Raw genomic sequence first — 14054 nt, 5'->3', positions numbered from 1 at the left:
GGCGATTGTGTCGGCGTTACGGCGCGCCGCCGCCCGCGCCGCCCAGCGAGGCTGAATAGTTCGCCTCCGCCTTCGCCGCATACAGCGTGCCCGGCGGCGGCTGGCGGGTGAAGTAGGTATTGACGCCCTCGAGCACCGCGCGCGCCAGCGTGCGCTGGTAGGCGGGATCGGTCAGGCGGCGCTCTTCGTCCGGATTGGAGATGAAGGCGGTCTCGACCAGCATCGAGGGCATGTCCGAGGTGCGCAGCACCGCGAAGTTGGCCCGCTCGATGCTGGGCTTGTGGTTGTTGCCGACGCGCTTGAGGCCGTCGAGCACGTGGTTGGCTGCGTCCTCGGAGGCCTTCATGTGGCCGCTCTGAGTCAGGTCGAGCAGCACCGAGGCCAGCGTGTCGCTGGTCTTGGTCAGGCGCACGCCGCCGATCATGTCCGAGGCGTTTTCCTTGTCGGCCAGCCAGCGCGCACGCTGCGAGGACGCCCCCTTCAGCGACAGCACGTAGACCGACGAACCCTTGGCGCTGCGGTTCTCCGCGGCGTCGGCGTGGATCGACACGAACATGTCGGCCTTGGCGCCGCGCGCCAGCTTGGCGCGGTTGTTCAACGGGATGTAGAAGTCGCTGTCGCGGGTCAGGTAAGCCTTGAGGCCGGGCGTGGCGTTGACCTGACGCGCCAGTTCGCGCGCGATCGCCAGCGTCACGTCCTTTTCCTTGTTGCCCTTGACGCCGACCGCACCCGAATCCTGGCCGCCATGCCCGGCATCGATCGCGATGACGAGCGGACGCATGCCGCGGCCGCGCATCACGTCCTTCATCGTCTTGACCGCGCCCGGCACCGCCTCTCCGCCTGCGGGCGGCGGAACAGCGGCCGAAGCGGTTGGCGACGGCGCTGCGGGCTGGCCGGTCGCGACCCGGGTCGGGACGCCGGTGGCGATCGCGGGCTGCGGCGGCGGCACGGCCGTGGCCGGCGCAGGAGACACCGTGGCCGGATTGCTGGCGACCGTGGCGGAGTTCGTGGACGGTGCCGCTGCATTCGAAAGCGGCGGGTTCGCCGAAGCGTTGTTGCCGGGCACGGGCGTACCCGCGCTGCGGGCGGCGATTTCAGTGATCAGGCGCGTCGTCGCCGCGGAAGAGGCCGCGGAGTCGGGCGTGGCTGGCGGATTCGCTGCGGCCGCATTGACTGGCGGTGCCGGTGCGGGCGTAGCGGCAAGTGGCGGTGCAGGCTCGGCGCCATCACCCGGCCACTCCAGCACCAGTCGCGGACCGGTGGCTCCGGGCTCCAGGTGGGGCTTCAGCACGGCAACCGGCTGCGCGAGATCGAACACGATACGGGTCGTGCCTTCGCTGGGAGCACCGGTGCGCACGGCCTTGATCAGTCCGGCCGGCGCGGGCAGCTTCACGCCCTTGGCGAGGCTGGACGTCGGCAGGTCGACTACGAGGCGATCCGGCCCCTTGAGGCTGATCACTTTGAAATCGGCTTCGCGATCCAGTCCGATCTCGGCGCGAGTACCGGTGGCACCCGCGCTCAGCGCCAAGCCATTGATTTCAGAGGCTTGCGCCAGATTCCACGCCAACGCAGCCAGCAGGGCTGAGCCGAGCAGAACTTTCTGGACGGTGGCGGCCTTGACGCGCATGGCCGTTAGTCAAGCACCAGCGCCAGACGATTGCAAGTATTTTTTCTTTACAAATCCGGCACCTGCCGCAGGTTCCTGCCGTAACGTTCAGGAATGACCCGCAACCCCATGCTCGGCTGAAAGGGTGCGCACCCAGCCCTCCCCGGCCGGCGTGCCCGGAACCAGACCCGCGCGCCGGCCCGAGCCCTCGATCGCCAGCTCCACCACCAGATCGGCCTTTGGCAACGCACCGGCACCCCGCTCCGGCCATTCGACCAGCCAGAGGGTCGGCTCGTCGCCATCCAGACCGAGAAACTCCAGCTCGCCGGCGTCGGCAATGCGATAGAGATCCAGATGCCAGGCCTCGCCGCCATCGGGCAACGGATAACGTTCGACCAGCGTGTAGGTCGGGCTGCGGATCGCGCCGCTCACGCCCAACGCACGCAACAGCGCGCGCGCCAGCGTCGATTTGCCTGCACCCAGATCGCCGTGCAGATGCACGACCGCACGCGCGGGCCGCGTGCGTGCGAGCGCAGCGCCAAGCGCATCGGTCGCGGATGCATCGGGCAAAAGCAATGACATCATCGTGCGGACTCCGGATTGGCGTAGTGGCGCAGCCACGGCATCAGATCGCTCGGCAGCAGACCGCGCTCACCGCCGTCGTGCGCGGCTGCATCGCCCGCTGCTGCATGCAGCAGCGCGCCACAGCTCGCTGCTTCGAATGCATCGACTCCCTGCGCGCGCAATGCGGCGATGACGCCACTCAGCACATCGCCCATGCCGCCGACGGCCATGCCCGGATTGCCCGCAGCGATCACGCGCGGTGTTTCGTGCGTCGCAGCCACGATCGTACCGGCACCCTTGAGTACCGCTACGCAGGCATAACGCTCCGACAATGCCCTGGCAGCGGCAAATCGATCTTCCTGCACCTGCGCCGTACTGATGCCGAGCAGGCGCGCAGCCTCGCCCGGATGCGGCGTGATCACGGCATCGGCGGGCAACGCCAACGGATGCGCGGCCAGCAGGTTCAGTGCATCGGCATCGAGCAGCAGCGGCTTGCCGCTGGCAATCGTGCGTTCGAACAACGACAGTCCCCATGCCTGCGTGCCGAGGCCGGGACCCAGCGCGATCGCATCCGCGCGATCCAGTGCCCGTTGCAGCGATTCGCCGTCATCGACGCCGTGCGCCATCGCTTCGGGAAGGCGTGCCAGCAGCGGCGCGACATGCCGTTCGCGCGTCGCGACTTCGACAAGTCCGGCGCCACTGCGCAGCGCCGCTTCGGCACACAGCATGATGGCGCCGCCGCTGCCGAGTTCGCCGCCGATGCAGAGCACGCGTCCGTTGGAACCCTTGTGGCTGTCTCGACGTCGCGGTGCGAGCCAGCGCGGAAGTTCGATCGCCGAGAGCCGCTGCGCGACAGGGAGGATGCCTTCGAAGAGCTCGCCGGTCAGATCCAGCGACGCCAGTGAAACAGCCCCGGCGTGATCCAGCGCCGCGCCCGTACGCAAGCCGGATTTGCAGGCGATGAACTCGATCGTGCGATCGGCAAGCACGGCGGGCCGATAGACGCGGCCGCTGTCGCCATCGACGCCGCTGGGCACGTCGAGCGCCAGCACCGGCACATGACGGGCGTTGACCGCTTCGATCAGTGCCTGGGCCGCGGGCTCGGGAGCACGCGTCAGTCCGATGCCGAACAGCGCATCCACCACGACATCCGCCGCTGGCAACGCGTCCTCGAACACGACGGCGACGCCACCGGCCGCCACGTACTCCTGCGCGGCACGGCGCGCCAGCTCACTGCGTGGCTCATGCGCTGGAAGATGCACCACGCGGACTTCGCGGCCCGACTCCTGCGCGTGACGCGCCAGCACATAGCCGTCGCCACCGTTGTTGCCGGGACCGCAGACCACGACGACGCGTTGCGCCTGTGGCCAGTGCGCCAGCAGTTCGCGCCAGGCTGCCTGGCCGGCGCGGCGCATCAGCTCGAACGCATCGCCCAGCGTCTGCGCCGCGCGCGCTTCGACCACGCGCAGCGCGGCGGCGTCGTACAGGGCGGAGGTGAACGTCGCGGCGTCGTGTGGCATCGCGCGATTCTATACTTGCCACATCGTGAAGCCTGTCCCGCTCCCCTCCGAAGCCACGTCCGCCGCGACGCCCGACTACGTCGCCCTGGCCGGCCGCATCCGCGCCCTGGCGAACGAGTTTGGCTTCCAGCGCTGCGGCATCGCCGGCATCGACCTGGCGCCCGACGAGGCCCACCTGAAGGACTGGCTGGAACAGGGCCTGTACGGATCGATGGACTGGATGGCCCGTCACGGCGAGATGCGCGCACGTCCGCACGAGCTGCATCCGGGCACGATCCGCGTGATCTCGGTCGGGCTCGACTACGGCCGCGACAGCGACGAGGCCTGGGCGACGCTCGACGATGGCGAACGCGCCTACGTCGCCCGCTACGCGCTCGGCCGCGACTACCACAAGCTGATGCGGCAACGCCTGCAACGCCTGTCCGACCGCATCGCCGAAGAGGTAGGACCGTTCGGCCACCGCGTGTTCGTCGATTCCGCGCCGGTGCTCGAACGCGCACTCGCGCGCAACGCCGGCCTGGGCTGGATCGGCAAGCACACCTGCCTGATCGACAAGGACGGCGGCTCGTTCTTCTTCCTCGGCGAGATCTACGTCGACCTGCCGCTGCCCGTCGATGCGCCGGCGAGCGCGCATTGCGGCACGTGCCGCCGCTGCATCGACATCTGCCCTACCCAGGCGATCACGGCGCCGTACCGGCTCGATGCGCGACGCTGCATCGCTTACCTGACGATCGAGCACGAGGGCGCGATTCCGGAAGAACTGCGCGAACCGATCGGCAACCGCATCTTCGGCTGCGACGATTGCCAGCTGATCTGTCCGTGGAACAAGTTCGCAAAGCGCACCGACGAGCCCGATTTCCGTGCGCGCAACGACCTCGACCGGGCCACGCTGGTGCAGCTGTTCGCCTGGGACGAAGACGAGTTCCTGCGACGCACCGAAGGCACCGCGATCCGACGCAGCGGCCACGAACGCTGGTTGCGCAATATCGCTGTGGCATTGGGCAACGCGCCCACGACGCCGGACGTCATTGCCGCGCTGCAATCACGCCGGGAATCGGCAAGTCCAATGGTGCGCGAGCACATCGAGTGGGCGCTGCGGCGGCATGGACACCCCTCTCCCTGACCGCCTTCGGCGGTCTGTCCCTCTCCCGCAAGGGGAGAAGGAAATGCATCGCCACCGATCCCTCTTCCTTGCGGGGTCAGGCGCGAAGCGCCAGGTAGAGGGACTTCAGCGCAGTCGCGCGAGCAATTCCCGCGTCACCGGATCCTCGGCCTCCGCCTCGCCGGCCAGCGCCGGTAAGAGGCGGCTCGCCACCTGCTTGCCCAACTCGACACCGAACTGGTCGAAGGCGTTGATGCCCCACACCACCGACTGCAGGTAGACGCTGTGTTCGTACAGCGCCAGCAGCGCTCCGAACGATTGCGGCGTCAGCGCGTCGAGGAGGATCGTCGTGCTGGGACGATTGCCGGCGTAGGCGCGAGACGGCTCGTCGCTGGCCTGGCCGTTGGCGAAGGCTTCGGTCTGCGCCAGCAGGTTGGCCTGCAGCGCGCGGTGATTGGCGGCAAACGGGGCATCGGAACGGACCACGCCGATGAAGTCCGACGGCACGATCGAGGTGCCCTGATGCAGGGCCTGGAAGAAGCTGTGCTGCGTATCGGTGCCGGCCCCGCCCCACCACACCGGCACGGTCTCGACCGACACCGCCTCGCCGTCGGTCCGCACCGACTTGCCGAGGCTTTCCATCACCAGCTGCTGCAGGTAGTTCGACAGCAGCTTCAGGCGCTCGTCGTAGGCATGCACGGCCTGCGTGGCGTACCCGAGTGCATTGCGGTTCCACACCGAAGTCAGCGCATGCCACGCGGCGAGATTCTGCTCGAGTGGCGTGCCCAGCACGTGCGCATCCATCTCCGCCGCACCGGCGAGCATCGCCTCGAACGCATCCATGCCGATCGCCAGCGCGATCGGGAAACCGACCGCCGACCACAGCGAATAGCGGCCGCCGACCCAATCCCACATCGGCAGGATGCGTTCGGCGGGAATCGAGAACGTCTCGGCCGCGCGCTCGACGTTGGCGGACACGGCGTACAGCCGCTCCGTACCACCCAGCCAGTCGCGCAGGATCGCGCCGTTGAGCAGCGTCTCCTGCGTGCCGAAGGTCTTGGAAATCAGCACCGCCGCGGTGCGGCGCGGATCGAGGCCGGCCAGCACGCGCTGCGCGGCGTGGCCGTCCACGTTGGACAGGAAGTGCACGCGGAAGCGGCCCGGCGCGGGTCCGCTCAACGCGTCGACCGCCAGTCGCGGTCCGAGGTCGGAACCGCCGATGCCGACACTGACGATATCGGTGATATCGCTGGCCGACACCTGGTCGATGAGGGCGCGCATGCGCCCCCTCGCCTGCATGGCTTCGGCATGCGCATCGCGCGCCACCGGCGCGGGCGACAGATCGCTGCGTAGTGCGGTATGCAGCACCGAGCGGCCTTCGGTCAGGTTGATCTTTTCGCCGTCGAACAGCGCCTGCAGGCGGCCGCGCGCGTCGGCGCGGGTGGCGATGCCGAACAGCGCCTGCAGCGCTTCACGGTCGTAGTGCTGGCGCGCGAAGTTGGCGTAGACCGGGCCGACGCGCAGCGAGAAATCCTGCGCGCGGGCGGGGTCGGCGGCGATCAGCGCCTTCAGCGGGGTCTGGACCACGCGCCCGGCCTGGGCGCGCAGGTGGCTCAGTCGGGCGTCGGCATCCATGTGTGGCCCTTTGCTGGCGTGAGGGTCAGGCGGCCTGGGCAGGCATCGAACGGTTGGTGTGCGTCAGCGCGTTGTGGCGGTCGACGTACACCAGCGTCGGCTTGTACTTGGCGGCTTCGGCTTCATCGCAGACGCCATAGGCGCAGATGATGACTAGGTCGCCCGGCTGCGCGCAGTGCGCTGCGGCGCCGTTGACCGAAATCACGCCGCTGCCTTCCTCGCCGCGGATCGCGTAGGTGACGAAGCGGTGGCCGTTGTTGACGTTGTAGATGTGGATCTGCTCGTACTCGCGGATGCCCGAAATATCGAGCAGGCGGCCGTCGATCGCGCACGAGCCTTCGTAATGAAGCTCGGCGTGGGTCACGGTAGCGCGGTGGATCTTGGCCTTGAGGACGTTCAGATGCATGGGGGTGGCTCCGTCCGCGGACGTGCGGGCGTATGAGAGAACAAAGTCTAGCAGCGCATGGCGCAGTGCAACATCACCCCGGCGCCTCGATTGGCGCCGGCTGTGGAACGGTCAGGGCCCGTTAACGCGACAGGCCTGGGACCGCAAACTCGAGGTTGTCGATCAGCCGGGTCCGGCCGAGCCGGGCCGCGATCAGGGCCACCTTTGCCCCGCCCTCGCCGTGGGCCGGCACCGTCAGGTCCGGGCGGCGCACCACCGCGTAGTCAGGATCGAATCCGGTGGCGGCAAGGCGCTCGCGCGCCTGCGTTTCCACGTCCTCGCGCGCCTGGCCGCCCTGCACCGCCTCGCGCATGGCCTGCAGGCAGCGGTGGATGCCGGCGGCCTGCTCGCGCTCCTGCGCCGACAGGTACTGGTTGCGCGAACTCATGGCCAGGCCATTGGCCTCGCGCACGATGTCGGCGCCGACCAGTTCGAGCGGGAACGCGAGGTCGCGGACCATGTAGCGGATCACCGCGAGCTGCTGGTAATCCTTGCGGCCGAACACGGCCACGTCCGGCCGGACCTGGTTGAACAGCCTCGACACCACGGTCGCCACGCCGTCGAAATGGCCCGGACGGTGCGCGCCTTCGAGCGTCTCGCTGACCACCGGCACCTGCACGCGCACGGTCGACTCGGCGCCGTAGGGATACATGGTCTCGACCGTGGGCAGCCACATCGCATCGCAGCCCGCCGCCTCCAGGCCCTTGGCATCGGCTTCCGGCGTACGCGGGTAACGCGCGAAATCCTCGTTGGGGCCGAACTGCGTCGGATTGACGAAGACGCTCGTCACCACGCGATCGGCATGCTGGCGCGCCAGACGCACCAGCGAGAAATGGCCTTCGTGCAGGTTGCCCATGGTCGGCACGAAGCCGACGCGCAGGCCTTCACGGCGCCACTGCGAAACGCGCGCACGCAGCGCGTCCAGTTCGGTAACGATCTCGATCATCGGTCTCGGTGACTCGCGCCGGTCAGGCGTAGGAATGTTCGGCGTCGGGAAAACTGCCGTCGCGCACGGCCTGCGCATAGGCCTGGACAGCGCCGGCGACCGAGCCGCCCTCGGCCAGGAAATCCTTGACGAAGCGCGGGCGGCGGTGGCCCGAACTGAGGCCCAGCAGATCGTGCAGCACCAGCACCTGTCCGTCGCACTGCGGACCGGCGCCGATGCCGATGGTCGGGATCGACAAGTCGGCGGTGATCGACGCTGCGACCGGCGTGGGTACGCATTCCAGCACCAGCAGGCTCGCACCGGCCTGCGCCACGGCACGCGCATCTTCACGCAAGCGCGCCGCAGCGGCCTCATCGCGGCCCTGCACCTTGTAGCCGCCCAGCCGCAGCACCGACTGCGGCGTCAGGCCGAGGTGCGCGCAGACCGGGATCTCGCGCTCGACCAGGAAACGGATGACATCCAGCTTATGCCCCGCGCCTTCCAGCTTGACCATCGCCGCGCCGGCCTGCAGCAGGCTGGTGGAAGCATCCAGCGCGCGTTCCGGGGTCGCGTCGGCCTGGAACGGCAGGTCGGAGATCAGCAGCGCCTTGTCGAGCCCATGCGCGACGCAGGCCGTGTGGTAGACCATGTCGGCCGTCGTCACCGGCAAAGTGCTGTCGTGGCCCTGCACGACCATGCCCAGCGAGTCGCCGACCAGTACCAGGTCGACTCCTGCTGCATCCATCGTGCGCGCGAAGCCGGCGTCGTAGCAGGTCAGCATCACCAGCTTGCGGCCTTCCCGCTTGGCGTCGGCGAGCGCCGGCACCGTCCACGGCTTGTCGTTGGGGGTTCCGCTGTACATGGGCTGGTCTGGCCGGCCTGCGAGCAGGTCAGGCGTCTGCGGGGGGATCGGTATACGTTAACGCCTCGATGTCGGCAGTTTCCATCCTTGCCAGCGCATCGCGCGCCCGGCCGACGCCGGGAATGACCGTATCGGGGGCGATTTCCACCAGCGGAACCAGCGCGAAGGCGCGCTCGTGCAGGTGCGGATGCGGCACGTGCAGGCCGGGAACGTCGACGACGGCGTCGCCGTAGAGCAGCAGGTCGAGGTCCAGCGTGCGCGGGCCCCAGCGGTCACTGCCGTCGGCGCTGCGGTTGCGCCCGGCGGCTCTCTCGATGTCTAGCATCGCCGCGAGCAGTTCGGCCGCCGGCAACTGCGTGCGCACCATCGCCACGGCATTGAGGAAGTCCGGCTGCTCGGTCACGCCCCAGGCCGGCGTGCGATAGAAGTGCGAGGCACGCACCAGGTGCGTGCCAGAGATCGCGTCGAGTGCGGTGAGCGCCGCCCGCAGCGTCGCGACGCTCTCGCCGAGGTTGCTGCCCAGTCCTACGTACGCGTCGACCGTGGGGCTCATTCGCCGCTGGCCGGAGCACCCCGGCGCCGCCGGCGGCGCCGGCGCGGTGCCTCCGCCTCCTCATGCGAGGTCTGCGCATCGAGCTGGGCCGAGATCTCGTCGCCCGGCTTGTCCTGCACTTCGCGCCAGAACGCGACGTCGGCGGCATGTTCGTCCGATGCCGCCTGGCGCAGCACGAGGAAATCGAACGAGGCGCGGAAACGCGGATGCGCCAGCAGGCGGAACACGCGCTTGCGCTGGCGCTGCGAGAAACGCGACTGCAGCAGCCAGATTTCCTGCATCGGCAGCGAGAACCGGCGCGGCAGCGCGATCATGTTGAGCTGGTGCACGGTGACGCGGTCGGCCGCGCGGCGCTGCGCTTCGGCGGCGTGCACGCCCTGCGCCTGCAGTTCCATCAGGGCACGGCAATACGCAGGCCACATCAGCAGCGCGAACAGGAATGCCGGCGAGACCGGCTCGTCGTTGGCGACGCGCTCGTCCGTACCCTTCAGGCCTTCGAGCAGCATCTTGCGCAGCGCACCGCTGCGGTTGGACTTCAGCGCCGCGGCCGATTCCGGCATCAGCGCCGGCAGCAGGCCGTGCCGCTCCAGTCCGAGGAAGCTTTCCACGGCATGGCCCGACAGGAACAGCTTCAGGCACTCCTCGAACAGGCGCGCGGGCGCCGCCTCCGAAAGCAACGACGCCAGGTGCGGGATCGGCGCGGCGGTGGCCGCTTCGATCTCGAAGCCGAGCTTCGCGGCAAGACGAACCGCGCGCAGCATGCGCACCGGATCTTCGCGGTAGCGCGTTTCGGGATCGCCGATCAGGCGCAGCAGGCGGTTGCGCACGTCTTCGAAGCCGCCGGTGTAATCGCGCACCGAGAAATCCTCGATCGCGTAGTACAACGCATTGGCGGTGAAGTCGCGGCGGATCGCGTCGTCCTCGATCGAACCGTAGACGTTGTCGCGCAGCAGGCGCCCGCCTTCGTGCAGCTCGCGATCGCCGCTGCCGTCGTCGGTATTGGCGCGGAACGTCGCGACCTCGATGATCTCGCGGCCGTAGACCACGTGGGCCAGGCGGAAGCGGCGACCGATCAGGCGGCAGTTGCGGAACAGGGCCTTGACCTGTTCCGGCGTCGCGTCGGTGGCGACGTCGAAATCCTTGGGGTGACCACCGGCCAGCAGGTCGCGCACGGCGCCGCCGACGAGGTACGCGCCAAAGCCGCCTTCGCGCAGGCGATAGAGCACGCGCAAGGCATTCGGGCTGATCTCCTTGCGCGAGACGTTGTGCTGGTCGCGCGGGATGATCTGCAGGGAGAGATGGATCTGGTGTTGGGTTTGCATCGAGCCGGCGTTCGCCGCCTTCCGTGGAGTCGTGGAGGCCATTGCCCGAGGCAACGGCGGCACATATACTAGCAAGCCGCGTTGCATTGAGAGTCCAGCGCGGGGTTCACCGCTTCACCCTGCTCCCATCGTCTAGAGGCCTAGGACACCACCCTCTCAAGGTGGATACACGGGTTCGAATCCCGTTGGGAGTACCAATTCCGGAGGCCCGCGCAGCAATGTGCGGGCCTTCTGCTTTTCCGGCCATGCTTTTCTGGCCCGCGTGCCTGCCTGCCGCCCGGTGGCGACTTGGGGGCCGCCGCCTCGAATCGCTACACTTAGTCGATCCCCGTGCCGGGGACCCTCCACGGAATCAACGCCATGCCCTTCGTCGTCACCGAGAACTGCATCAAGTGCAAGTACACCGACTGCGTGGAGGTGTGCCCGGTCGACTGCTTCCACGAGGGCCCGAACTTCCTGGTGATCGATCCGGACGAATGCATCGACTGCACGCTCTGCGAGCCGGAGTGCCCGATCAATGCCATCTACCCCGAAGACGACGTGCCGGCCGGCCAGGAGGCGTTCGTCGCCCTGAACGCCGAGCTGTCCAAGGCCTGGCCGGTGATCACCGCCCGCAAGGAGCCCCTGGCGGACGCCAAGGACTGGGAAGGCAAGCCCGGCAAGCTCGATCAATTGCAGCGCTGAGCAATCGGCACGCACGAAAAAACGGGCGCCAGCGGCGCCCGTTTTTCGTTCTGCGCTGGCGCGGCCTTTACTGGCCGGTGAACGAAGTGCGCAGCGAATCGATGAGCTTGCGCGGCGCGTCGCCGCTGGCGGGGGTGCCGCGCGGGTCGACCGCCGACACGTAGGCGCCTTCGGCACCGCCGACCACGCGCACGAGGAAGTTGCTGCCCTCGTAGTTGACGTCGTAAACGCCCATCGCCTCGGCGCTGCTGGCGATGGTGAGGCCGTCGACGGCGGCCAGCGCCTCGCCCACCCTGGCGAAGACCTCGTCGCGCGTGCCGGTGGTGGTGAAGCCCACGGCGCCGGCCTGCGCGCCCGGGGACGCGGCGGACTGCGGGATGTTGACGGCACTGGCCAGGCTCGGCTGGTCCAGGTCCGGCGGCACTTCCAGCGGGCGCATTTCCGGCGCCTGCGCGTACAGGTCGTTCGTCTTGTGGAACCAGCTGCAACCGGAGGCCATGCCTGCGATCAGCAGGACGGTACCGGCACGGGACAGGGTGGCGTTGAAACGCATTGTGTTCTCCAGGTTCAGGCCGCGAGCGTATCGCGGCAGACGATTTCGAGGGCGCGGACGTCGGCATCGATCGCCGCCGCGGTTTCGGCATGGGCGTCCGACAGCGACAGCAGCGGCAGGCGCAGACCATGGCCGATGCCCTGGCGGGCGAGCAGCGCCTTGACGGGAATGGGATTGGGCTCGACACCGAGGAAGTCGTAGGACGCGCGCATGCGGGCATCCCAGGCGTCGGCTTCGGCCTGCCGCCCCGAGCGGGCCAGGTCGGCCAGGCGGCGGAACGAACGCGGCAGCACGTTGGAGGCCACGGAGATCACGCCGTCGGCACCGGCGAGCATCGCGCGGCAGGCGGTCGGGTCGTCGCCACTGAGGATCGCGAAGCCTTCGCCCTTGAGCGCCAGCAGGGCCTGCATGCGCTCGGGCTCGCTGCGCGCCTCCTTGATGGCGACGATGCGGGGATGCGGAGCCAGTTCGGCAACCGTTTCCGGCAGCAGGTCGCAACCGGTGCGGCCGGGCACGTTGTAGAGCACGACCGGCAGCGCGCCATCGACGGCAACGGCGCGGTAGTGCGCGACCAGCCCGGGCTGGGTCGGCCGAACGTAAGGCGGCGTCACCACCAGCGCGGCATTGGCACCGAGCGCCGCGGCGCGGCGGGTCAGCTCGATGGTCTTGGCGGTATTGGACAGGCCGGTACCGGCGATGACCGGAATGCGTCCGGCGACGAACTCGACCGCGCTGCGCAGCAGTGCATCGTATTCGGCATCGGAAAGTGCGGCCGCCTCGCCGGTGGAACCGGCCACGACGATCGCCTGGGTGCCACCTTCGAACTGCTGCGCGAGCAGCGAGTTCCAGGCGTCGAAATCGATGTCGCCGGCCGCGTTGAACGGCGTCGCCAGCGCGGTGATGCTGCCGAAGAGTTGCAAGGTGTGGGTTTCCGTGGAGTCCCGCTCGATGTCGCGGGGGCCACAGCGGCGCGCGCCTGGCATCCGCTCGTGCATCGGGACGACGCCGGGGATGTTACTTGCGGCCCGAAAGCGCGGGCAAGTATGCTGCCGGACAACTGCAGCCCTTAACGGGCCGCCATTCAGTATGTGAGCAAGACGCTCCCCAAGCAGGCGCCGCCTTGACCGATTCCGCCGCCCGGCCGTCGCCGAACGAAAACCACCTCCTGATCAACGCCTACACGACGCATCCGGAGTCGCCGCTATTGTCGGTGACGCGCCGGATCGCCGATTCGGGCTGCAATCTCGTCGATGCCCGGCTGAGCACGGTCGGCCGCGACGTCTCGGTCACCGCGCTGGCGGTCGGCTCGTGGGACTCGGTCGCCAAGCTCGAAGCCATGTTGACGCGCCTGGAGCGCGAGGAAGGCCTGAAACTGGTGTGGTACCGCACCGGCGCCAAGCAGGTTCAGTCGAACCTGCTGCCCTACGTGGTCGAGGTCGTCGCCGCCGACAAGCCTGGGATCCTGTTCCAGCTGGCCGACTTCTTCGACCGCCAGGGGATCACCATCGAGAGCCTGCACTGCTCGCGCTACCGCGCCATGCAGACCGGCGCCGACATGTTCTCGGCGCAGGTCACCATCGGCGTGCCGTCGAGCATGCACATCGCGGCGCTGCGCGACGACTTCCTCGAGTTCTGCGACCACCTCAACCTCGACGCGATCATGGATCCGATGAAGTTCTGATCCGCTCGACGGATCACTTGACGGGTCTCTTGACGAATCGCGGATTCCAGTCACACTCGGAGCCAAGTAGCGCGAAGCAGACCATGCTCGACACCGGCGACCGAATTCCCAAGAACGTCTCCAGCCTGCCCCTGGCGCTGTCCAGCGGCGAAACCGCGCAACTGAAGGATCACGCCGGACAGTGGCTGATCCTGTACTTCTACCCCAAGGACAGCACTCCGGGCTGCACCACCGAAGGCCTGGATTTCAACGCGCTGCTGCCGAAGTTCAAGAAACTCGGCGCGACCGTGCTGGGCGTATCCCGCGACTCCATCAAGTCCCACCAGAACTTCTGCGCCAAGCAGGGTTTCACGTTCGACCTGGTCAGCGATGCCGACGAAGCCCTGTGCCAGGCGTTCGGCGTGATCAAGGAAAAGAACATGTACGGGCGCAAGGTGCTGGGCATCGAGCGCAGCACGTTCCTGATCAACCCCGAGGGCGTCATCGCCCAGTCATGGCGGCCGGTGAAAGTGACCGGCCATGCCCAAGCCGTTCTCGACGCTCTCAAGGCTGCCACAGCCCAGTGACGACCCCCGCTTTCAACCCGCTTCGCCGTCCCGCCC

14 protein-coding genes, 1 tRNA gene and 1 pseudogene are annotated in these 14054 nt (G+C 68.4%); 5 read left to right on the top strand and 11 right to left on the bottom strand.

Annotated features, from left to right (window positions below; all coding sequences use genetic code 11):
• Positions 1 to 16: 16 nt before the first annotated feature.
• The 3 genes from IU514_RS09925 to IU514_RS09915 all read right to left on the bottom strand — a co-directional run bounded on the left by IU514_RS09925 (position 17) and on the right by IU514_RS09915 (position 3690).
• Entirely contained in the window at positions 17 to 1627 is a 1611-nt protein-coding gene (locus tag IU514_RS09925; protein ID WP_194930958.1) for an N-acetylmuramoyl-L-alanine amidase, read from the bottom strand.
• Between the two features lie 87 nt (positions 1628 to 1714).
• A complete protein-coding gene (tsaE, locus tag IU514_RS09920; RefSeq protein ID WP_194930957.1) occupies positions 1715 to 2191 on the bottom strand; it encodes a tRNA (adenosine(37)-N6)-threonylcarbamoyltransferase complex ATPase subunit type 1 TsaE in 477 nt (158 codons plus the stop codon).
• Entirely contained in the window at positions 2188 to 3690 is a 1503-nt protein-coding gene (locus IU514_RS09915) for an NAD(P)H-hydrate dehydratase (protein WP_194930956.1), read from the bottom strand. The genes tsaE and IU514_RS09915 overlap by 4 nt, the downstream gene beginning before the upstream one ends.
• 85 nt (positions 3691 to 3775) lie before the next feature.
• Between IU514_RS09915 and queG the strand changes: the two genes are divergently transcribed.
• Positions 3776 to 4813 carry a tRNA epoxyqueuosine(34) reductase QueG gene (gene queG / locus IU514_RS09910; protein ID WP_194931155.1) on the top strand — a complete coding sequence of 346 codons (1038 nt, stop codon included), beginning with the start codon at positions 3776 to 3778 and terminating at the stop codon, positions 4811 to 4813.
• Between the two features lie 105 nt (positions 4814 to 4918).
• Here queG and pgi read toward each other — a convergent pair whose 3' ends face one another.
• The 6 genes and pseudogenes from pgi to pcnB all read right to left on the bottom strand — a co-directional run.
• A complete protein-coding gene (pgi, locus tag IU514_RS09905; protein ID WP_194930955.1) occupies positions 4919 to 6427 on the bottom strand; it encodes a glucose-6-phosphate isomerase in 1509 nt (502 codons plus the stop codon).
• A gap of 25 nt (positions 6428 to 6452) precedes the next feature.
• Positions 6453 to 6833 carry an aspartate 1-decarboxylase gene (gene panD / locus IU514_RS09900; RefSeq protein ID WP_194930954.1) on the bottom strand — a complete coding sequence of 127 codons (381 nt, stop codon included), beginning with the start codon at positions 6831 to 6833 and terminating at the stop codon, positions 6453 to 6455.
• 121 nt (positions 6834 to 6954) lie between these two features.
• The gene (gene panC / locus IU514_RS09895; RefSeq protein WP_194930953.1) at positions 6955 to 7818 is read right to left on the bottom strand and encodes a pantoate--beta-alanine ligase; all 864 of its coding nucleotides are present in this window, start codon (positions 7816 to 7818) and stop codon (positions 6955 to 6957) included.
• Positions 7819 to 7840: 22 nt separating this feature from the next.
• Positions 7841 to 8659 (bottom strand): 3-methyl-2-oxobutanoate hydroxymethyltransferase, encoded by an 819-nt coding sequence (gene panB / locus IU514_RS09890; RefSeq protein ID WP_194930952.1) that lies wholly within the window; start codon positions 8657 to 8659, stop codon positions 7841 to 7843.
• A 28-nt stretch (positions 8660 to 8687) separates the two neighbouring features.
• A complete protein-coding gene (gene folK, locus IU514_RS09885) occupies positions 8688 to 9212 on the bottom strand; it encodes a 2-amino-4-hydroxy-6-hydroxymethyldihydropteridine diphosphokinase (protein ID WP_194930951.1) in 525 nt (174 codons plus the stop codon).
• Positions 9209 to 10507, bottom strand: a pseudogene (gene pcnB / locus IU514_RS09880) (polynucleotide adenylyltransferase PcnB); the annotation flags it as partial. The pseudogene pcnB and the gene folK, both read right to left, overlap by 4 nt.
• Before the next feature lie 148 nt (positions 10508 to 10655).
• On the opposite strand from pcnB, the gene IU514_RS09875 reads away from it, so the two are divergent.
• Positions 10656 to 10731 (top strand) — tRNA-Glu (locus IU514_RS09875).
• A gap of 163 nt (positions 10732 to 10894) precedes the next feature.
• Entirely contained in the window at positions 10895 to 11218 is a 324-nt protein-coding gene (gene fdxA, locus IU514_RS09870) for a ferredoxin FdxA (protein ID WP_194930949.1), read from the top strand.
• A gap of 67 nt (positions 11219 to 11285) precedes the next feature.
• Here the strand turns inward: fdxA and IU514_RS09865 are convergent, their stop codons facing one another.
• Positions 11286 to 11771 (bottom strand): hypothetical protein, encoded by a 486-nt coding sequence (locus IU514_RS09865; protein WP_194930948.1) that lies wholly within the window; start codon positions 11769 to 11771, stop codon positions 11286 to 11288.
• 14 nt (positions 11772 to 11785) lie between these two features.
• Positions 11786 to 12691 carry a 4-hydroxy-tetrahydrodipicolinate synthase gene (gene dapA / locus IU514_RS09860; protein ID WP_194930947.1) on the bottom strand — a complete coding sequence of 302 codons (906 nt, stop codon included), beginning with the start codon at positions 12689 to 12691 and terminating at the stop codon, positions 11786 to 11788.
• A gap of 200 nt (positions 12692 to 12891) precedes the next feature.
• Here dapA and IU514_RS09855 point away from each other — a divergent pair, with 200 nt between their 5' ends.
• Together IU514_RS09855 and IU514_RS09850 are read left to right on the top strand one after the other, a co-directional pair.
• Positions 12892 to 13452, top strand: coding sequence for a glycine cleavage system transcriptional repressor (locus IU514_RS09855; RefSeq protein WP_194930946.1), 561 nt, complete (start codon positions 12892 to 12894; stop codon positions 13450 to 13452).
• Positions 13453 to 13535: 83 nt separating this feature from the next.
• Entirely contained in the window at positions 13536 to 14018 is a 483-nt protein-coding gene (locus IU514_RS09850) for a peroxiredoxin (RefSeq protein WP_194930945.1), read from the top strand.
• The last annotated feature ends 36 nt before the right edge of the window (positions 14019 to 14054 follow it).

The sequence above is a fragment of the Lysobacter niastensis genome, assembly GCF_015453285.1.
Lineage (GTDB): Bacteria > Pseudomonadota > Gammaproteobacteria > Xanthomonadales > Xanthomonadaceae > Lysobacter_J > Lysobacter_J niastensis.
The sequence above is the reverse complement of the archived record's forward strand: the minus strand, read 5'-3'. Positions and strand labels throughout refer to the sequence as shown.